The organism is Psychrobacter sp. I-STPA10, assembly GCF_021012795.1.
GTDB lineage: Bacteria > Pseudomonadota > Gammaproteobacteria > Pseudomonadales > Moraxellaceae > Psychrobacter.
Genome location: NZ_VFYU01000009.1, coordinates 39,963 through 59,828 on the forward strand (window position 1 = coordinate 39,963; position 19,866 = coordinate 59,828).

The 19,866-nt window shown below is 39.0% G+C and carries 19 protein-coding genes; 11 read left to right on the plus strand and 8 right to left on the minus strand.

Features of this window, described 5'->3' with window-relative positions; translation table 11 throughout:
- Positions 1-184: 184 nt before the first annotated feature.
- Positions 185-370 (minus strand): hypothetical protein, encoded by a 186-nt coding sequence (locus FHK89_RS04145; RefSeq protein WP_230657086.1) that lies wholly within the window; start codon positions 368-370, stop codon positions 185-187.
- A gap of 669 nt (positions 371-1,039) precedes the next feature.
- Between FHK89_RS04145 and grpE the strand changes: the two genes are divergently transcribed.
- Both grpE and dnaK read left to right on the plus strand, forming a co-directional pair.
- Positions 1,040-1,681, plus strand: coding sequence for a nucleotide exchange factor GrpE (gene grpE / locus FHK89_RS04150; protein ID WP_230657088.1), 642 nt, complete (start codon positions 1,040-1,042; stop codon positions 1,679-1,681).
- Positions 1,682-2,083: 402 nt separating this feature from the next.
- Positions 2,084-4,033 carry a molecular chaperone DnaK gene (gene dnaK / locus FHK89_RS04155; RefSeq protein ID WP_230657090.1) on the plus strand — a complete coding sequence of 650 codons (1,950 nt, stop codon included), beginning with the start codon at positions 2,084-2,086 and terminating at the stop codon, positions 4,031-4,033.
- Positions 4,034-4,180: 147 nt separating this feature from the next.
- On the opposite strand, the gene FHK89_RS04160 is transcribed toward dnaK, so the two are convergent.
- Both FHK89_RS04160 and FHK89_RS04165 read right to left on the minus strand, forming a co-directional pair.
- Positions 4,181-5,119: a DMT family transporter gene (locus tag FHK89_RS04160; RefSeq protein ID WP_230657092.1), complete on the minus strand. Its 939-nt coding sequence runs from the start codon at positions 5,117-5,119 to the stop codon at positions 4,181-4,183.
- Between the two features lie 98 nt (positions 5,120-5,217).
- Positions 5,218-6,450, minus strand: coding sequence for an 8-amino-7-oxononanoate synthase (locus tag FHK89_RS04165; protein WP_230657094.1), 1,233 nt, complete (start codon positions 6,448-6,450; stop codon positions 5,218-5,220).
- Positions 6,451-6,890: 440 nt separating this feature from the next.
- On the opposite strand from FHK89_RS04165, the gene FHK89_RS04170 reads away from it, so the two are divergent.
- Positions 6,891-7,475 (plus strand): porin family protein, encoded by a 585-nt coding sequence (locus tag FHK89_RS04170; RefSeq protein ID WP_230657096.1) that lies wholly within the window; start codon positions 6,891-6,893, stop codon positions 7,473-7,475.
- Between the two features lie 182 nt (positions 7,476-7,657).
- On the opposite strand, the gene hemN is transcribed toward FHK89_RS04170, so the two are convergent.
- Positions 7,658-9,256 carry an oxygen-independent coproporphyrinogen III oxidase gene (hemN, locus tag FHK89_RS04175; RefSeq protein ID WP_230657098.1) on the minus strand — a complete coding sequence of 533 codons (1,599 nt, stop codon included), beginning with the start codon at positions 9,254-9,256 and terminating at the stop codon, positions 7,658-7,660.
- 263 nt (positions 9,257-9,519) lie between these two features.
- On the opposite strand from hemN, the gene FHK89_RS04180 reads away from it, so the two are divergent.
- The gene (locus FHK89_RS04180; RefSeq protein ID WP_230657099.1) at positions 9,520-9,933 is read left to right on the plus strand and encodes an ArsR/SmtB family transcription factor; all 414 of its coding nucleotides are present in this window, start codon (positions 9,520-9,522) and stop codon (positions 9,931-9,933) included.
- A 90-nt stretch (positions 9,934-10,023) separates the two neighbouring features.
- Positions 10,024-10,377: a hypothetical protein gene (locus FHK89_RS04185; RefSeq protein WP_230657100.1), complete on the plus strand. Its 354-nt coding sequence runs from the start codon at positions 10,024-10,026 to the stop codon at positions 10,375-10,377.
- 136 nt (positions 10,378-10,513) lie between these two features.
- Here FHK89_RS04185 and FHK89_RS04190 read toward each other — a convergent pair whose 3' ends face one another.
- The gene (locus tag FHK89_RS04190; protein WP_230657101.1) at positions 10,514-12,769 is read right to left on the minus strand and encodes a TonB-dependent siderophore receptor; all 2,256 of its coding nucleotides are present in this window, start codon (positions 12,767-12,769) and stop codon (positions 10,514-10,516) included.
- A 304-nt stretch (positions 12,770-13,073) separates the two neighbouring features.
- Here FHK89_RS04190 and FHK89_RS04195 point away from each other — a divergent pair, with 304 nt between their 5' ends.
- Complete coding sequence (locus tag FHK89_RS04195) at positions 13,074-14,396, plus strand: helix-turn-helix domain-containing protein (RefSeq protein ID WP_230657103.1); 1,323 nt, start codon at positions 13,074-13,076, stop codon at positions 14,394-14,396.
- Here the strand turns inward: FHK89_RS04195 and FHK89_RS04200 are convergent.
- Positions 14,326-14,931, minus strand: coding sequence for a TetR/AcrR family transcriptional regulator (locus FHK89_RS04200; protein WP_230657105.1), 606 nt, complete (start codon positions 14,929-14,931; stop codon positions 14,326-14,328). The two genes, FHK89_RS04195 and FHK89_RS04200, sit on opposite strands and share 71 nt — an antisense overlap.
- A 386-nt stretch (positions 14,932-15,317) precedes the next feature.
- Here FHK89_RS04200 and FHK89_RS04205 point away from each other — a divergent pair, with 386 nt between their 5' ends.
- The 3 genes from FHK89_RS04205 to FHK89_RS04215 all read left to right on the plus strand — a co-directional run bounded on the left by FHK89_RS04205 (position 15,318) and on the right by FHK89_RS04215 (position 16,680).
- Positions 15,318-15,692, plus strand: a complete 375-nt coding sequence (locus tag FHK89_RS04205) for a transposase (protein ID WP_230657107.1) — start codon at positions 15,318-15,320, stop codon at positions 15,690-15,692.
- 182 nt (positions 15,693-15,874) lie between these two features.
- Positions 15,875-16,495: a LysE family translocator gene (locus FHK89_RS04210; protein WP_230657109.1), complete on the plus strand. Its 621-nt coding sequence runs from the start codon at positions 15,875-15,877 to the stop codon at positions 16,493-16,495.
- The gene (locus FHK89_RS04215; RefSeq protein ID WP_230657111.1) at positions 16,492-16,680 is read left to right on the plus strand and encodes a hypothetical protein; all 189 of its coding nucleotides are present in this window, start codon (positions 16,492-16,494) and stop codon (positions 16,678-16,680) included. Before FHK89_RS04210 ends, FHK89_RS04215 begins: the two co-directional genes overlap by 4 nt.
- 214 nt (positions 16,681-16,894) lie before the next feature.
- Here the strand turns inward: FHK89_RS04215 and FHK89_RS04220 are convergent, their stop codons facing one another.
- Entirely contained in the window at positions 16,895-17,425 is a 531-nt protein-coding gene (locus tag FHK89_RS04220; protein ID WP_230657112.1) for a TetR/AcrR family transcriptional regulator, read from the minus strand.
- A 171-nt stretch (positions 17,426-17,596) separates the two neighbouring features.
- Here FHK89_RS04220 and FHK89_RS04225 point away from each other — a divergent pair, with 171 nt between their 5' ends.
- Together FHK89_RS04225 and FHK89_RS04230 are read left to right on the plus strand one after the other, a co-directional pair.
- Positions 17,597-18,127, plus strand: coding sequence for an HPP family protein (locus FHK89_RS04225; protein ID WP_230657113.1), 531 nt, complete (start codon positions 17,597-17,599; stop codon positions 18,125-18,127).
- Positions 18,128-18,193: 66 nt separating this feature from the next.
- Positions 18,194-18,928, plus strand: coding sequence for an aspartate/glutamate racemase family protein (locus FHK89_RS04230; protein WP_230657114.1), 735 nt, complete (start codon positions 18,194-18,196; stop codon positions 18,926-18,928).
- Positions 18,929-18,932: 4 nt separating this feature from the next.
- Here the strand turns inward: FHK89_RS04230 and FHK89_RS04235 are convergent, their stop codons facing one another.
- The gene (locus FHK89_RS04235; RefSeq protein WP_230657115.1) at positions 18,933-19,610 is read right to left on the minus strand and encodes a CPBP family intramembrane glutamic endopeptidase; all 678 of its coding nucleotides are present in this window, start codon (positions 19,608-19,610) and stop codon (positions 18,933-18,935) included.
- Positions 19,611-19,866: the final 256 nt, after the last annotated feature.

Sequence of the window (19,866 nt, forward strand, 5' to 3'; positions counted from 1 at the left end):
GGATAATGATGGTCTTTATTTTTAAGCCGATAGCATTGGCTTAAAATTTTATTGTCTTAAATTCCTTGTTTTAAAATAGCAAAAGCCGACACTTAGGTCGGCTTTTGTTTAAAACTTGACAGATTGCTTTTTTTAGATTTTAGCAAGTGTAGCTAAGAGGTAAAAAAAGTAACTGAATTTTAAGTTATGCTATTCCTGCTGCTGATTTAAACGCAGATTCGTCATAGTCATCACCATGAGTCACAACAACAGCAGATAGATCTGAACTGACATTCACAAATTTCACACCTTGTACATTTTCTGTTTTGGCAACTAACTCTTTGGCAGCGTCTTTATCAGCAACAGTGAAGTCGTATTTAGTTTGTGGCATATCTATAATCCTTATGTTATGTTCAGTTTTAGTGCTCGGTTGTTCACACTTAAGTATTTGTAATACTTAAGTTAATAATGAGCAGTTCCCTAATTTATTTTTGATTTTGTTAACTTAGGTCCATAAAAACCATAATAACTAAACATCATATAGATGTTTATTCCAAAAAATGTCCATTTTAGAATAATCATGCTATATGTTGTTTAGTGTCAGTAGCTTTAGCGTTAACTTACAGACTACAGTATTAAGGACTTTAATAGTGTTTAAGTGGCTTTAGTAACCATCTTATAAAATATATTAGGGTGCGTCATCTAGTTAACCATTATTATACAAGTATTATTAGTAGTCAATTCATAATAAATAATATCTCTAGTAAGAAAAGTAATAATACCCTAAAAAAGTTGAACAGAATGACATTCATCCCCTGATTTTTTAGGCGATAAATATGCTATGAGCATCATCTGTGATACTTAAATACTAACAAATAATCTACATTACGCCTTGAAATTTTAGGGTATGACCTTTATCAACTGGCTAATAGTGATACTGATTTTTATAAATTTTTTACAAATAATGCTGTCTATTGTTGATATACAATAACTTATATTCAATTCAATAGATGGTAACTAACTAATTTTATGAATAATTAACAATATAAAAGGAGCGATCATGAGTGATCAAGCAACCAACCAACCAAATAACCAAGCAGCTAACTTTGAATATGACACCAAAGATCCGAAGGCTGCGCAAAGTAATATTGAGCGTGATGAGACCATCTTAGAAGAAGCCATTGATGAGTTTGATCCTGCCAATAATTCAGGTAAAGATAAGACCATCAAAAGTGAAATAAATATTGATGCTTTTCATGCCCGTATTGCAGAGCTTGAAGGCGAGGTCAAAGCAGCAAAAGAAGGACAAGCTCGTGCCAATGCTGAAGCCTATAATGTGCAAAAACGCATGGAGCAAGAGACGCAAAAAAGCAAAAAATTTGCACTGCAAAGCTTTGCTAAAGAGCTGCTAGAAGTTGTAGATAACTTAGAGCGCGCCATTATCAGTGTGCAGCAAGATGATGATGCAGACGATGCCATCATGGAAGGCGTGAAGTTGACACATAAATCTTTACTGACGGTGCTTAACAAGCATGGCGTTGCTGTGGTTGATCCACAAGGTGAGAAATTTAATGCTGACCTGCATGAAGCGGTGGGTATTGACCCGAATGCTGAGGCAGATCATGTGGGTGAAGTACTACAAAAAGGCTATACCTTAAATGATCGTCTACTACGTCCTGCTATGGTACGTGTTGGACAATAACTGAAACTTAAATATCCAAGAGTATCCAAAAATAGGTGAAAAATAGGTGTCAGCATAAGGATGTTAACTATAAAACGAGATATAAAATTGGATGATAACCCGTTTTAATAAATATAGTTAATGCCTGCTAAAGCTTAGTGATGACTCAGGTCTTTCACAAAAAGACACATAAAATTGAAGATTTGTGGTAAAAATTACTTGAAAAAATTGGTGATGAAACCGATATAGATAGGTAAGCAAAGATACTCGTTTTCTTACGATGATTATGCTGGTGTATGTTGAAAACATAGAAAACATATACACAAACGATTTTAAGTTTATAAGCATTTTAAGTTTATAAAGTGAAGCATATCAAGTGAGAGACGAACACATAAACAACTAAAAAATTGGAGTAATATATTTATGGCTAAGACAATTGGTATTGACCTAGGTACAACCAACTCTTGTGTGGCAGTAATGGAAGGTGACAATGTAAAAGTCATCGAAAACGCAGAAGGTACACGTACCACCCCATCTATCGTAGCGTATAAAGATGGTGAAACTTTGGTTGGTCAAGCGGCAAAACGCCAAGCAGTCACCAATCCTAAAAATACCCTATTTGCTATCAAGCGTCTGATTGGACGTCGTTTTGATGACAAAGTGGTACAAAAAGATATTGGTATGGTACCTTACAAAATCGTTAAGGCAGACAATGGCGATGCGTGGGTAGAAGTCAACGACAAAAAAATGGCACCACCACAGATCTCTGCTGAAATCTTGAAAAAAATGAAGAAAACTGCTGAAGATTATCTGGGTGAAACGGTTACTCATGCCGTGGTTACTGTTCCTGCTTACTTTAACGACAGCCAACGTCAGGCAACTAAAGATGCAGGTAAAATTGCAGGTTTAACTGTTGATCGTATCATTAACGAGCCAACCGCTGCTGCCCTTGCTTATGGTATGGACAAAAAACAAGGTGATCGTACCATTGCTGTATATGACTTAGGTGGTGGTACATTTGACGTATCCATCATTGAGATTGCAGACGTTGATGGTGAGCAGCAGTTTGAAGTACTCTCTACCAATGGTGATACATTCTTGGGTGGTGAAGACTTTGACTTGGCATTGATTGACTTTTTGGTTGATGAGTTCAAAAAAGAGCAAGATTTTAACCTAAAAGGTGATCCACTAGCGATGCAGCGTCTAAAAGAAGCCGCTGAAAAAGCAAAAATTGAGCTGTCATCAGCGCAAAGTACTGAGGTAAACCTACCTTACATTACTGCTGATGCCACAGGTCCTAAGCACTTGGTAGTGACTATTAGCCGCTCAAAACTAGAAGCTCTTACTGAAGAGTTGGTTACACGTACCATGGAGCCTTGTAAAGTTGCCCTAGAAGATGCAGGACTAAGCAAAGGTGACATTGATGATGTGATCTTAGTTGGTGGTCAGACTCGTATGCCTCTAGTACAGCAAAAAGTACAAGAGTTCTTTGGTCAAGAGCCACGTAAAGACGTGAATCCTGATGAAGCCGTTGCGGTGGGTGCAGCGATTCAAGGTGCGGTACTCTCTGGTGATAAAACAGACGTATTATTATTAGACGTCACCCCATTGACCTTGGGTATTGAAACAATGGGTGGTGTGATGACACCAATCATTGAGAAAAACACCATGATTCCAACCAAAAAATCACAGGTGTTCTCAACTGCTGAAGACAATCAACCAGCCGTTACCATCCAAGTGTATCAAGGTGAGCGTAAAATTGCGTCACAAAACAAACTGCTTGGACGCTTTGATTTAACTGATATTCCACCTGCACCACGTGGATTGCCACAGATTGAAGTAACCTTTGATATCAACGCTGACGGTATCATGAATATCTCTGCTAAAGACAAAGGTACGGGTAAAGCACAAAGCATCCAGATTAAAGCAGACTCTGGCTTGTCGGATGAAGAAGTCGAACAAATGGTACGTGATGCAGAAGCCAATGCCGCAGAAGATGAGAAATTTGCAGCCCTTGCGCAAGTACGTAACGAAGCAGATGGTCGCATCCATGCGATTCAAAAAGCATTGAAAGAAGCAGGCGATAAAGTGTCTGATGATGAAAAATCAGCAGTAGAAGCTGCCATCACTGAGCTTGAGACAGCAACTAAAGAAGACGATCATGATGACATCAAAGCGAAGCTTGAAGCACTTGATAATGCCTTCTTACCAGTGAGCCAAAAAATCTATGCTGATGCAGGCGCAGCAGCAGGAGCAGAAGGTGTTGATCCTAGCCAGTTCCAGCAAGGTGGTACTGAGCAAGCAGCTGACAATGCTGATGATGACGTGGTTGATGCTGAATTTACCGAAGTTAAAGACGACGACAAAAAATAAGCCTGATTTTAGGGTTAACGCTGTTAATTAGCCCTAGAGAGTCAAGTTAATATCAAGTCTATCAATCACAAAAAGCGCATCCTTTGGGATGCGCTTTTTTTTGTGGGTGTTTTTTGGTTAAAGGCACTGTTATTGTTGATAAAATCGTTAGGTTTGATCGGCTTTTTTTAGCCCAATCACAAATACCGCTGCTAACACCAGTAACGAAGAAAACGCGTCTATCAACCCAAATGGTTCATCTAAAATTAATACTGCAATTAGCATCGCTGATAAGGGCACAAAAGCCATATGTATCCCTGCTGCTACTGCAGGAATTTTTGCTAATCCTGCATAAAATAGGCTAAAGCCAAGCACAGTAACACCGAGCCCATAATACCCTAGTAGCCACCATACAGTTGGAGATACACTGCTAAAATCAAACGTCACTGCTTGGTATAATGCAGTGGGTGCAAATAGCAGCACACCTATCAAAGTAACCCAGCAAGCAATGCTAATAGCGGGCAGGCTTAAGCCAGATAGCTTACCAACCACTGAAAACATGGCTTCACAAAACACTGCCGCTAATACCAGCAGTATACCCAATAAGCCGATATTATTTCCTATACCTATATCAATGCCAATGCCACTATCAACAGAGTGTAGCTCTAATAACACTGCTCCTAATACAGATAAACCAATGCCAATGGCATAACGTAGATTTAATCTTTCATGCAGTAGCCAAACTGATAATAAGGCATTGACCGCAGGCAACATACCTAAAATTACTCCCGCATTGACCGCTGAGGTATATTTTAGCCCCAGTAACATACACAATGAAAATAAAAATACACCAAAAAAAGCCTGTGCAGCGAGCAATAAGGCGACTTTCAATGATGGTAAGCGTAAACGACCTGACATTATATAATGTAGTGGCACAATAAATAACGCAGCAATAGCAAAGCGTAAAAATGAAGCCAAAAATACGGGCATTTCAGCCGTGATCACTTTAGCAACCGCAACTGAGCTACCAACGATACACATGGCAAGCGCTACTTGAATATGACCAATAAGCTCGATTCGCTTTGCGTCCTGCTGAGATATTTGCATGTCATTCCCTTTACTTGCTTATTCAATACTGATTTTTAATATTGATTATTAAGTGTTTATTGTGAAGTATTATTTAAAATAAGAATGACATATTAACACTAAAGCGCATTCAGCAGCTTTTCAAACTCATCATCACTAATACCTGCATTAATAATTAGGCGAATACGGGACGTGTTTTTGGGTACAGTGGGTGGGCGAATGGGCAAGGCATAAAATCCTGCTTGACGTAACTGCATTGCTTTGGCAAGGGTGGCGGCATTTGTACCCAGAATATAAGGCACAATATGCGAATCTGAAACTGCCGAAATTGGGCTGATATGAGCAATCACCGCACGCAAGTGGCTAGACATTTGATGCAGACGTTGGCGTGCGCTTACATAGTCTGTCATCTTGGCTAAAACAAAGCGTGTCCAAGCGTGATTAATGGCAGGTAGGGCAGTGCTAAAGATAAGTGGACGCATATTGTTAATCAGCCATGCCTTAATGGTGGGATGACAAAAAACATAAGCACCCATTGAGGCAAAGGCTTTGCCAAAAGTACCAACCAGATAATCAATCTGCATTAATGTACCTGTTTGCTCTGCCAGTCCTAGTCCATATTCTCCAAGCACACCTACTGCATGTGCTTCATCGACATACAGCTCAACGCGAGCATCTGAGTGTTTAATGGCGACCAAATCAATCAGGTCGGCATAATCACCGTCCATACTAAATAAACTTTCGGTCACGATGATGATACGTTGATATTCTGCACCCGCAGCGTTGATAAGCTCACGTAAATGCTGATGATCATTGTGACGGTAAATTTGATAATCACAGCGAGATAGGCGAATGCCATCAATGATACTGGCATGCACCAATTGATCAGATAAAATTAAGGTTTTTAATGGTAGCTTGGTCAGCGCAGGCAATAAACCGACATTGGCATGATAGCCACTGTTAAATACTAATGCGCTTGGCATTTGTGTGTCGGTATTATCTTGCTCATTGGTTGGTTGTTTTACATTTGTATCGGCTGAGACAGCTGTTGCAAACCATGCTTCGAGATCATGCTCTAGCTGTTCAAGCTCATTGCTATTGCCTGTGAGTAGACGTGAGGAGGATGAACCAAAGCGAATATTGGTATCGCTACTATTGATGCTTGATAAAAACTGCTGTTGTAAGGTTGGGTCGGCAGCAATACCAAGATAGTCATTAGAAGAGATATTAACCAGCGTTTGCTTATCAACAATCACCTGACTGCCTTGATGACTAAGTGAAGGAATTTGACGTTGTTGCTGTACTTGATTTAGCTTATCTAACTGTTGTTGATAATGATAAAGCATACTCATAATTTTTCTCAAAATGGTCATATTAATAGGGAGTTACGGTGAGTAATATAACGGATAGCCATTATCTCTTATATATTTATAGCAATACAAAACTATTATGCTGTCAGTAGCTCTTGTATGACAATTTTTTGGCACTAGGCAGTTTTTGTAAGTATTTTAGCTTTTTATGTCTATAGTGTAGAAACAGCAGCAAATGTAACAAATAATTTCATAAACTTGGCTTTATCTGTAATCACTGTGATAAAACTTGCAAAACTTAACGCTGTAGCTATCAAACACAGACAGAGGCAACGACATAACTTGTTACTATGTATTCATCGAATTTAAACACTGGTATTAATCTTAAACTTATGTTTTTAAATGTATTTTTTTAAATTCTTTAAAGATAAGGGTTTAGATAATTACCATGGTTTAATGTTTTTACTAAGGAGATAAAGAATATGAATACAGTACAAAAATCACTCATTGCAATAGCTACTGGCTCACTTTTAAGCGTTGGTGCACAAGCAGCGGTATTTAACACTGGTTATGCTGGTCAGCCTTATGTGGGTGCTAAAGTTGGTCAAATAGACCCTAGTGCTAATGCAGGTGAGCTTGATAAAGCCACTGCTTATGGTGTGTATGCTGGTTATAATTTTGATCCTAACTTTGGTGCTGAAGTAGAATATTTGGGTTCAGATGATTCTGACTATTCTTATACTGAGAATAGAGTGACCACCAAAGGTGAAGGTGATGTGAAAACCTATGGTGCTTATGGCACTTATCGCTACTATCTACCTAACATGAGTGGCTTATATGCCAAAGGTAAGCTAGGTGTTGCTAGAACAGAGATTAATGCAAGTAGTCATATCACAGCTGCAGGTAAAAGTATTGAGAGAAATAAAGTAGATCAAAGCTCAACTGGTCTGGCAGGTGGTGTTGGTATTGGTTTTGCTCCTGCACAAAATATTGGTATTGAAGCAGAATATGCCAAAACTGGTAGTGACGCTGATTTAGTGACTGTTGGTGCACACTTTAAATTCTAAAGCTGAAAAGTTTAAATCACCGCTAAATTTTTAGCATGTAGACTTAAAGTTGAAGTTAATGTGTAAAAGTTTGAAAAAGCGGCTACTTTAGTAGCCGTTTTTGTTGTTGGTTTTTATGATTCAGTTGCCTTAGTCTTCTTTAGCTTTATAAAGATAAAGGGAGAAGAATAGTCTGCTAAGGTTTAAATAACTTTAGAGAATCGTCCTTCATGTTTGGCTGACAGATAACTGTCAAACACCATCGCCACATTGCGCGCAAGCAGACGACCTTTGGGTAAAATACGAATACCAGCAGCATCCATATCGACCAGTTTGTCTTGTTGCATCTCACCAAGCTGTTGAATCTCATTGATAAAATAAGTAATCGCATCAATACCAAATTTTTGGTTTACATCTTTAAAGTCAATATAGTCATGACACAATAGATTCATAATCACATAAGCACGCAGACGGTCCTTGATGTTGGTTTGAATGTGTTTGACCGCAGGCAGTTGATGATGGTTTATCATCGCCTGATAAGTCTCTAGTGTGGTGTCGTTTTGTAATATATGGCTGGCATGTCCTGTATATAGGGTGCTGTTGATTTGGCTGATGGCTGAGACACCAAAGCCAAGCAAATCACAATCACCCATCAAGGTATAACCTTGAAAATTGCGGTGCAATTTGCCTTCACGTTGAGCAATGGCAAGGGTATCGTCAGGGCGAGCAAAGTGGTCAATGCCAATGTATTGATAGCCTGCTTCATTTAATGCCATGATGGTATTGCTAAACATGGTGAGTTTATCGGTAGGACTGGGCAAATCCTCTGCTTTGATTTGGCGTTGTGCCTTAAAGCGCTCGGGCAGATGCGCATAGTTAAATATAGATAGACGATCAGGCTTCATCTCAATGATACGAGCCACAGTATCTTGTAGGCTATCTATGCTTTGATGGGGCAAGCCATAAATCAAATCCATATTGATTGAGCCAAATCCTAGCTCACGTGCCTCGTCCATCACACTTTGAATCAGTGCTTCAGGTTGTACCCGATTAACTGCAATTTGTACTGTTTCATTTAAGTCTTGTACCCCAAAACTAAGCCGATTAAAGCCAAGACTTCGCAAGGTTTTTAGCGTATTATCGCCCAATTCTCGTGGGTCAATCTCAATTGAATAATCCCCCGCATTATCGCCATCAATGGGTGCAAACTCAAACTGAGTTTGTAGAAACTGCCACAGTTGCACCATCTCATCATCGCTCAAAAATGTCGGTGTTCCTCCGCCTAAATGCAACTGCTTGACATAAGGCTTGCCAGTGGCAGATAGCTCTTTTGGCACAGGCTTGAGCAACGCCCTTTTCATTTTAATTTCGGCAAATAAATAATCTAGATAATCACCTGAGTCGCTGTTTTTTTTGCTGATGATTTTGTTACAAGCACAGTAATAGCAAAGATGTCGGCAAAATGGAATATGAAAGTAGAGTGATAAAGGTGTACGTGGATCACGATCTGCCAAAATCTGTGCTTCTATACCCTCACTGATTGGCTTAAATTCTAAAGCAGTTGGATAGGAGGTATAGCGAGGTCCTGAGCGGTTATATTTTTGGATCAAGGCATCATCAAATAGTAGTCTGGGAGCTATCACCTTGCCATCATCGTTGTTTGAAAACTGCTGGCGGGCATAAGGATTGCTTGGCTCATTGACAGGACGCTGAGTAGTGGGCTGCTCAAGGTGAGCATTGAGGGTAGCTGAGTGTGTAAAAGGGTTGGCTGACTGTGCTGATTGATCTGGCTGATCTGACATGGCTATATCCTTGACACTGATGAGTTGATGACGGGCTATTATAACAAACTCAGACAACAAACTGACGCTTGCTTGTGTCGACACTTGATTATGAGTTATGAGCAATAGTTACACTTAAAAGATACAGATAAATAGATAGGATTAACAAAATAAATAATAAAAGCATTGCTAATTTCATTAATTCATGGAATAATGCGCTCCGTTAATGAGATATCCTTTTAAATCAACACTTAAATAGATTCAATATAGTTTATGGGTTATGTATGAATGATCAGCAAAATCAAGAAGATACAATAGATTTACCAACTTGTGGTGCGCATACACATTCGTCATCAGATGTCTCATTAATGCCGCAAAAATCCGAAGCATCTCAACGAAATAAGTCGCAACTTAGCCAGACGCAATTAAGTACAGTTACGACCATGCTTAAAGCACTGGCAGATAGTAATCGCTTACAGTTGTTATTGTTATTGCAGCAAAGTACATCCCCTTTATGTGTTAGTGAAATTGCTGAGCAAACAGACGAAAAAATCACCACGGTATCTAATCGTTTAAAGCAATTATATGCTGCTGGACTGGTCAGTAAAGAGCGTGATGGTCAGCATATATTGTATGGCTTACAAGATGATCATGTAGAAGCGTTATTAACCAACTTAGTCGCACATGCAACTCACTAATCATACAGTAGTAATCAATACTTAGTCTTTAAGTAATACTTAGTCATTAAGTATAAGTAATGCAAGTTAATCTTCCAAAGGAGTATATCCATGAGTCAATGTAATAATCCCCATCATAGCAGTCATGAACATCAACATGGCGAAAACTGTGGTCATACTGCCATTCAACATGGCGATCACGTTGATTATTTACATGATGGTCATCTGCATCATCCACACACTGATCATGTTGATGAACATGTATTAGAAGTAAATGACAATAACCCTGTAGACTGCACTACAGAGCATCAATGTGCCGCACATGATAAAAATCATGTACATGGCCCTGATTGTGGTCATGAAGCTGTACCACATGGTGATCATACTTGCTATATCGTTGATGGTCATTTGCATCATCCACATGGCGATCATTGCGATAACCATGGCAAGGTTGAAGTGGTATAGTTTTCGCCTCAACTATTTTAGCTTAGCCAATTTGACGAAGCTAAAAATAGCTAAAATAAAAAAACCAGACGGCTTTGCCATCTGGTTTTTTTGTATGAGGTTACTTTGATGTTTTATTAAAGATAAACAATAAAGATTAGAACTGATAAGAAAGTGAGGCTTTGATTTCACGTCCATTATCAGGGATGTTAAAGGTATTGGGTGAGCCAACACGTACATAGTGGTCACTATCAAGCAGGTTATAGATATTAAGCTGTCCTGTTAAGTTGTTGCTAAATGGATAGCTGGCCATCGCATCCCATGTATGATAGCCATCAGCTTGTATACCTTGTGATGAAGAGAACTTACCGACCACATTGACACCCAAACCTAAGGTTAGTGGATTTGGTAGCCAGTTATTGGCTTGATAAGTTGTCCAGATATTGGCAGTATGTTTTGGCATTAGTAAAAAGATACCATCATCACGAGGGTTAGCAGCTTGTTTAATTTTACTATCTAAATAACTGTATCCACCTGATACTTGCCAATTTGGTAGTATTTCACCATTGATTTCTAGTTCTACCCCTTGCATTTGCCGTTCACCCAATGCGACTACTCCCACATCTTTAGAAGGGGCAGAGGCATTTTTATCATTAAGACGATAGCCACTTAAGCGGGCTGATAACGTATCTGACCAATGTCCTTTTAGTCCTACCTCAATTTGATCACCTTCACGTGGCTTGAGTAGTTCCCCTGCATCGTTGGTTTCATATTGCGGCATAAAGACTTGGGTATAGCTGCCATAAGCATTGATGTTTGGGGTGAGTTGATAGACCACACCACCATAGCCTGTGATTTTATGGTCTTTATGATTACCTTTGACCCCTTTTACTTTGTCATCATTATCAATACTGTAATGGCTAAAGCGTCCACCCGCAATCAAGCTCAGGGGCTTAATAGGTTTGTAGTTTACTTTTGCATATAATCCTATTTCGTTTAAAGTATTGTCATCATCCTCAAAGCGATACCCTTTTTGTTTGTTACGAGCCTGCTGTAATAGATCGATATATGATAAGTCGTTTAGTTGTGCTAAAGTCACATTTTTTACAAAGCCTCTTGCACTGGTACGAGCGATATTTGAATTAAAACGTTTGTAATCTGTACCAACCACATATTCACTTTGTCCACCTTGGGTAGTAAAGGGCTGGCTAAAGTTTAGGTCAGCACTGAGTGACGTTTCTTTAATATCACCGCCTGCGCCAGCCACATCCATTTTGCCTTGATTTAATGCACTGCCTGCAAAAACATAGTTATAATCGGCATCACGGTCAGAGTAGCGTAGACCTGCACTGATGATGCCTTTGCTGTCTAGCTGATGCTGAAAGTCTGCAAAAATGTCATGGGTACTACTGTTAAAGTCGTTCCATCTTGCGCCATAAAAGTCATCATTAGGCAGTGGCAGTAGTTGGTTGTTTGCTAAAGTTGGTAAGCCATTGTTAGGGATAATTTGACGGTTTTGGAACAAATAACCTACGCCCACTTTGCTGCTATCATTTAGCTGTTTATCCGCACTTAAATAGACGGTGGCGTTACGATTGGCAGAACCACCCACCTCTTTAACAATGGGATTTTTTTTCTGTTGATATTGGAAAATATTACGGGTGACAAGGCTGTCATCTTTGTCATCTAAACTGAGCCGACCTTGTATATCAGCAGTGACATCAAAGCTAAATGGAGAGGTGACACTGGCTTTTAATGTATCTTTGCCATCAGCACGACCACGCTTACGCACAAGATTAACCACACCACCCATTTCTGAAGCAGAGTTAAACAACCCAGATGGTCCACGCATGACTTCGACACGGTCAAAGGCGGCCAGATTAGGTAATGTACCATTAATACTTGCCATTGGTGAGGCAAGTCCATCAATACTAAATTGGTCATATTCATAGCCTCGAGCATAGATGGAGGAGCGACCATCATCATTTTGTAACACCCGCATGCCTGTGGTGCGTTTTGCCATTTGGTCTAAGGTATCGACATTTAGGTCTTCCATTTTTGCTTGGGTAATTACGCTGATAGATTGGGGTATATTTTCTAAATAATCAGGGGCTTTTGTACCCACAGTGGCGACATTGGCGTTATATTGATCGTTATCTTCACTTGGGTCGATATAGTATAGAGGGTTGGCAGTCACCACGATGGTATCTACGGTAGTATGGGGTAGATAATCGCTGCTTATATCGGCTTGAGAGATGGTGTCATCAGCATGTGCAGTAACTACCGATAAAGATAATGGTAGTAGCAACGGCATCAACGCATGACGTAGTAAGCTAAGACGGAATCGATGCGGTATAGAGGTGAGTGATTGTGGTGAGTTTATTAATGTATGACTGGCTACTGATGTGGACATAAAGCTCCCCTTGCGATAAAAGTGATGCTAACGATGTTGCTGCTCACTAGTTGATAACCTACTGATATAAAAAAGCAGCCGATACGCTTAGCGAGTGTGACGCAACTGTGTGACAGTAAATGACAAAACATACTCATGCTGATATTGAGTATGCTGTTAACAAATCATTGTAATCAAAACAACGATGACGGATTGGCAAATAAATATTGCTAAAACGACAATTTTTATTGAGAATGGTTATTATTAACTAATATTTTGTTTTAATCGTTGGTTTATATGTTGTTTTTTATAAGGATATTTTGCTATGAGTAAGCCGCAAAAATTCACCCCCATTCCCAGTGATGTATTGATTGAGCAGATTAATGAAGAGCATAGTAGTGATGATTGTCAGAATCAGTCTAAATTTAGTCGAGAAAAAGAACACAATGAGCAAAATATGACTGTATCTCAGCAGGATTTAGTAGCAATGCAAACAGCAGTAAAGAGTGTGCAGCCTGATCTAGATAAGAAAAGTGCTAACAAAAGAGATACTACAAATAGTGACAATGAGCTTGATGCCATAGATATGGACATAGGGGCAGTAAAAAATAATGATACACAATCAGCAGAGCCGTATGGCTTTTATGAAACGGTGTCGGCATTACAGTGTCATGCAGGTACCTTAGTTAGTGATAAAAATCTGATTAGCCACCGCTTGGTAAATCCTTATACCGCTTTTGTGGTGGTGCAAAGTGGCACGGCAAAATTTAGTTTGAACAATCAGCAGCATGAAATTACTGCTCAGCAAAATAAAGCGCAATGTTGTCTTATCAATGTTGCTAGCGAGACACTATTTTGTCGGCATTTGCTGCAAGGGCAAGCGGTGACTAAGCTGACCATTCGTGATATTCGTCCGTGGCTCATTCGTCGTTTGCCAAAACACAAACAGCAGTGGCTTGAGCAAACCGCAGATTATCAATGGCAAGCAGATGAGACGACCAGTGAGCTATTACAAAAAGTGTTTACTCGCACTGCCCATGATAATGCCACCATCATGCCAAATGCTGCTGCTGCTGTGGTTGATGTTTTTGCTAATGAGGTGTTATTGATTCGTTTAATCGATAAATTATGGCAAGGATTTTGTCATCATTTTGCGGTCGTACTACAAGATAAACCGCAGCAAGAAAGCAATCAACACAGTGGTGAATATCAGTTTGACGTGGCAGAAGGTGAAGTTAAGTCGCAGCCATATAATCAAATAGCAGCTCAGCAACAAGACGGTAGTATTAGTGTGTCAACACAAGGTGGCGGTGTTGAGCAAGCACAATTATTACAACAGTTATCAGCAGCATGGCAGGCAGGATGTCGGGATGTGAGTGCCTTAGGTACGCATCTAAATTTATCAAAACGGGGATTGCAGCGGCAACTAAAAAAACATATTGGCATCACCCCCAGTGCTTGGCTGATGCAAAAAAACATGCAATATGCCCGTCAGCAGTTACTATTTAATGGTGTCTCTATTAAAGAGGTTGCCTACCAGTGTGGCTATTCACAGGTGGCAAATTTTACCCAAGCGTTTAAACAGTATTATCACACCACCCCTGCCCGTTATGTGGCACGTTATCAAAATAGTTTATTGTTGTCATAAATATTTGCGTGTCCCAAGTCATATCCTGTTGCCCCGTTTGAGCCGAAACAATTAACCCTTCACCAAACACAAATAACGTATCTGCCTTTTGCTGTGCTTGGCTGATATTAAGCTGATCAAATTGGACGAGCAACCATTGTCGTAAATGTGCTTTATGCTCTTTTGCAATGCGATGGGGCATAGCTGTATCATTGGTAAACTCAGCACAAGCATTGATAAACAGACACCCATAAAAGTTATCTGAGCGTATCCAGTCTTGCAAAAATCCCAAATAGCCCTGCACAATATCATCTGCCGTGATGATTGATAGCTTGGCAAAATACTGCTGTAGCTGTGCCATAAACTGCTGATGACGATGGTTTAGTACCGCTTCAATTAGCCCTTCTTTATTACCAAAATGGGCATATAAAGTACGTTTGGTCGTACCTGCTTGCTTTGCTAACAGCTCTACACCACTGGCATGGAAGCCTTGCTGATAAAACACACTGTAACACTGCTCAATCATTTGCTCTCGTAAGTCCATCATGGTATCCATTATAGTGATTGTGCTTATTTAATTTCACAAATTCATTTAAAGCTTGCTTAAGTATACCGTTCGGTATAATATTTATTATAGTGGTAACGTCCACGGACTGATTAAAGGCATTGATGTAGTGACCTGCGTTTACGTTAATCCTGATACTGAATAATACTGAGTTATCGACTAGCGCATCTATGACAAACAAAGTGATGGCAAAAGCAAACTTGACCACCTCACCGACATGCTAGAGCACAGCGTTTATCACAAACAACTTGCTTTTAGTACGGTACTCATGGATATATGGTATGCCACCAAAAAAGTCATAATGCTCATCGACAGTATGGATAAAATCTACTACTGTCCACTCAAGTCTAATCGCAAGATAGATAATTCAAAAGGGGGTGAATCCTTACAAGCCAGTGAGTCAATTACACTTTAGCGATGATGAACTAAAACATGGCAAGCTGATTAAAATTCATGGCTTTCCCAAAAACTATAAAGTGAAACTGTTTCGGGTTGCGGTTACCAACCGCACGGACTGGATCGTCACCAATGACACTACTCAAGACAACACGGATAACACGCAAAAGGTGTATGCCATTCGCTGGAAGGTTGAGCAGTTTCACCGTGAACTTAAACAGTTAACGGGTATTGAAAACAACCAATGCCGTAAAGCCCGTACTCAGCGTAATCATGTATGTTGTTCTATGCTCGTTTGGGTGGCTTTTAGTCGGTTAGCTAAGCAGTTAAACCAAACCATGTATCAGTTAAAGTAGGGCTTATTCGATACTTATCTTTGTGAGCAGCTTTATTCCCCTAGTTTGAGGTTTGCGTAAGTCCTAATAGATAGTCAGCAGAAATGGCTTGCCTGATTTGCAACGCATTGGCTACAAACCACGAACCAGGAAGGACTAAATGTAATAACTAAAATAGACTATTAACAATTGAGGTATATAGCTTGAATTTTTTATTATACATTTCATATATATTGACAGTATCGGCAATTATAGTAAGTCCTGGTCCAAATGCTGCTCTTATGGTATCTCATGCTATTAAATACGGTAAAAAAGCCGTAATAACTAATGCATTAGGTAGCGTTGCTGCAGCGACTATACTCATAATTATAGCTTTAGTTCTAATAGAAAAAACCATACCTGAAAACTTTATACCATTTTTATCCATAATCGGTAGTTTGTATTTAATTTATACTGGTTACAGTAATATAAAATCTACGAACAACGATATAAATAGTAAAGAGAATGAGAAAAAATATAGTGTCTTTATTCAGTCTTTTTTAACAGGTTTGAGTAACCCAAAAGATATAATATTCTTTATTGTATTTTTACCTCAATTTTTAGATTCTTCTATTAGCTTTATATATTCATCATTTTTTTTAGTAGTAGGCTGGGCTATTTGTGATAGTACGATAATGATTGGATATGGATTTTTTTCTATGAGATTAAAAAGAAGCTTATCAATAAATTTTAGTCGTAAAATAAATAAATTTATGGGTGTTTTTATAATAACTATAGGACTTATATTGTTATTATCATCTATAAAAAAGGCAGTCATAATATGATTAATAGAATACCAAAAAATAATCCTTATCGTGACAAGGAAAATTTTATAAAAGAGTCTATATATGCTTCTTTAGAATTGCCTATTGATGTTAGGGAAATGCTAGAAGTATTTAAAAGGTATGGTAATATATTAGGATTTTGTAGTTATGTAACTATGACTCTAGGGGCTGTTGAATATTCATGATTCGAAGCCTTTATTTACAAGGGATAGAGCGGTATTTATTGATTTTGTCAGAATTCCTTCTTAGCCCTTATATAATAAGGCTTGGAGTACCCAATATTCGACACGCCCTAGTATCTGAATCATAAATAAAATAATGGCTTTAACTACAAATCCATAGTCAACTTTTTTAGCTATAAAATTATAGTCAAAATAACGTTTACGTTTGTAAATTAAGCTATAAGTTAAATTGCAACCCTTCTTGCCCCGTTTGTGCTGAGACAATCAATCCTTCACCAAATACAAATAAGGTATCTGCCTTTTGCTGTGCTTGGCTGATATTAAGCTGCTCAAATTGGGAAAGTAACCATTGTCGTAAATGTGCTTTATGCGCTTTTGCAATGCGATGGGGCATATCTGTATCATTGGCAAACTCAGCACAAGCATTGATAAACAGACACCCATAAAAGTTATCTGAGCGTATCCAGTCTTGTAAAAATCCCACATACCCCTGCACAATATCCTCAGCCGTGATGATTGATAGCTTGGCAAAATACTGCTGTAGTTGTGCCATAAACTGCTGATGACGATGGTTTAACACTGCTTCAATTAGCCCCTCTTTATTACCAAAATGAGCGTATAAAGTACGTTTGGTCGTACCAGCCTGCTTTGCCAATAACTCCACGCCACTGGCATGGAAGCCTTGCTGATAAAACACACTGTAACACTGCTCAATCATTTGCTCTCGTAAGTCCATCATGGTATCCATTATAGTGATTGTGCTTATTTAATTTCACAAATTCATTTAAAGCTTGCATAAGTATACCGTTCGGTATACCATGTTTAATCAATTATATACTGATTGGTATATCGACAATCATAGCAGTTATGGTAAATGCTGACTATGGCAGGCACATGATATTCTAGAGTGGAGTAGGTGATGGCAAAAATTTTTACAGTAAAACGGTTACAAGGTGGTCATGAGCCTTGCCCCAAGCGTCTACCGTTATGGGCAATTGCCACCGCTTGGTTGGGGGCAACAATAGCCATTGCAGTGTTGGCACTGATAGCTGATTGGCAAAGTTTGGTGATGATTTTGGGGTCATTTGGGGCAAGCTGTCTGCTGATATTTGCCTATCCTGCCAGTCCATTTGCACAGCCTCGCAATGTTATTGGAGGACATTTTGTCGCCAGTTTAACAGGGCTTATATTTATGGCGGTCTTTGGGGTAACATGGTGGAGCTTAGCAATAGCAGTGGGCACAGCGATTGCCTTAATGTTATTGTTACGTGTACCACACCCCCCTGCTGGCTCAAATCCATTGATTGTGATGCTTGGTGGTGTGGGTTGGCAGTTTTTGCTTACCCCAACATTGGCAGGCTCGGTGGTGTTGGTTTTGGTCGCCATTGCTTATAATAATATGGGGAAAAATTTGCATAATCGTCCTGCCTATCCGAGGTATTGGTGGTAGTTAAAATGTGGTAGATAAAAGAATGATACGTTATAGTAAATACTCTCTTTTTAACGGAAAATAATCATGGACTTAACAACAAAAACAAGCAAACAATCATTCTCATCACAAAATACCCTCGGTATTATTGGTGGTATGAGTTGGGAGAGTACGCAAACTTATTATCAACTGATTAATCAAGGGGTAAAACAGCGACTTGGCGGATTACACTCAGCAGATATACTGATTCATAGCCTAGACTTTGCTCCAATAGAAGCATTGCAAATGCAAGGCGATTGGGAAATGATGGCTCAGATGCTTGCGGACAGTGGTAAACGCTTAAAGCTGGCAGGAGCGACAGGCTTGCTTATCGCCACCAATACTATGCACAAAGTGGCGGATAGGGTGATTGAGGCGACTGGCTTACCCCTGATTCATATCGCTGATGCCACTGCACAGGCTATCAAATCTCAAGGGCTAAGCAACATTGCCTTATTGGGTACAAACTTTACCATGACCCAAGACTTTTATAAACAGCGTCTGCTTGATGCTAATCTAAGCGTCTTAATCCCTGATGACACTCAACGAGATGACATTCACCGCATTATTTATGATGAGCTATGCCAAGGTCAGATATTAGACAGTTCACGCCAACGCTATCAGCAGGTCATTGCAAGCTTGGCACAGCAGGGGGCAGAAGGGGTGATTTTGGGTTGTACGGAGATTGGCTTATTAATCTCGCAACAGGATAGCCCCATTGCTGTGTTTGATACTACCGCCATTCATGCCAACTCAGCCGTTGAGTTTTTATTACAAGGATAATTTATTAGGTTATTAAGCTCATTAAGTAATGTGAACAATAATAAAAGCAAAACGAATCAGTATCTTTAAGTTTGACATAATCTTTTCCCATCATTATTGCAATGACGGGAATAATGGAAATTAATAAATTCCAACAGGTATGATAGGCAATGCCCCAAAGAAACTTGAATCGTACTCGAATAAAAGTAGTTGCCAAGCCCATAACAAACTGTGGAAAAACAATAATGGGAGTAATAATATAAAACCAAATACTATTATTATAGTGAACGACTGTATGGATAACAGAAAGTATAAGTACAGAAAAGTATACTAAAAATGGAAATATTTTATCCCATTTTTGTCTAGAGATAAAAAAACGATAAAACTTTCTATATCTTAAAAAAAACCGAAACACAGTTTCTTCAAATAATGGTATAAAAACCACATAAAAAGATAAAAAATGTAATATGGTTGAATATTCTTTTAACGAGTTGTCTCGAAGTGGCATGAGGTAATCTATTAATAATAAAAAAGGTACGACAGCCAATGTCAAAAAAATAACATTAAAAATAAAAGTGATTAAAAAATATTGTAATTTACCTTTAAAAGGAAGGTTAAGCTGATGGTCATCAGGGTGTTTGACAAACTGAAATAAGTCTGTTAACACTTCTCGGATTTTAAGATTATTAATATACTTTGACAATGCTTAGTTCCCTAGTTTATAAAATATAGTCGGCTCAATACAAAACTGTTACATTGTCAAACTTACTCGCAGTACCTGCTTTTATAAAAACAGTTACCCCTTCGCTCGTTTTCCTTGTAACAGTATTATCTTAAATTGACTATACCCCACTCTCAACTTTATTTTATAAAATCATATATGACCCCTCCCAAACCCTCCCCTTGAAGTAAGGGGAGGACTTAAAAACCAGTTCCTCCCCCTTTTTAAGGGGGAGGTT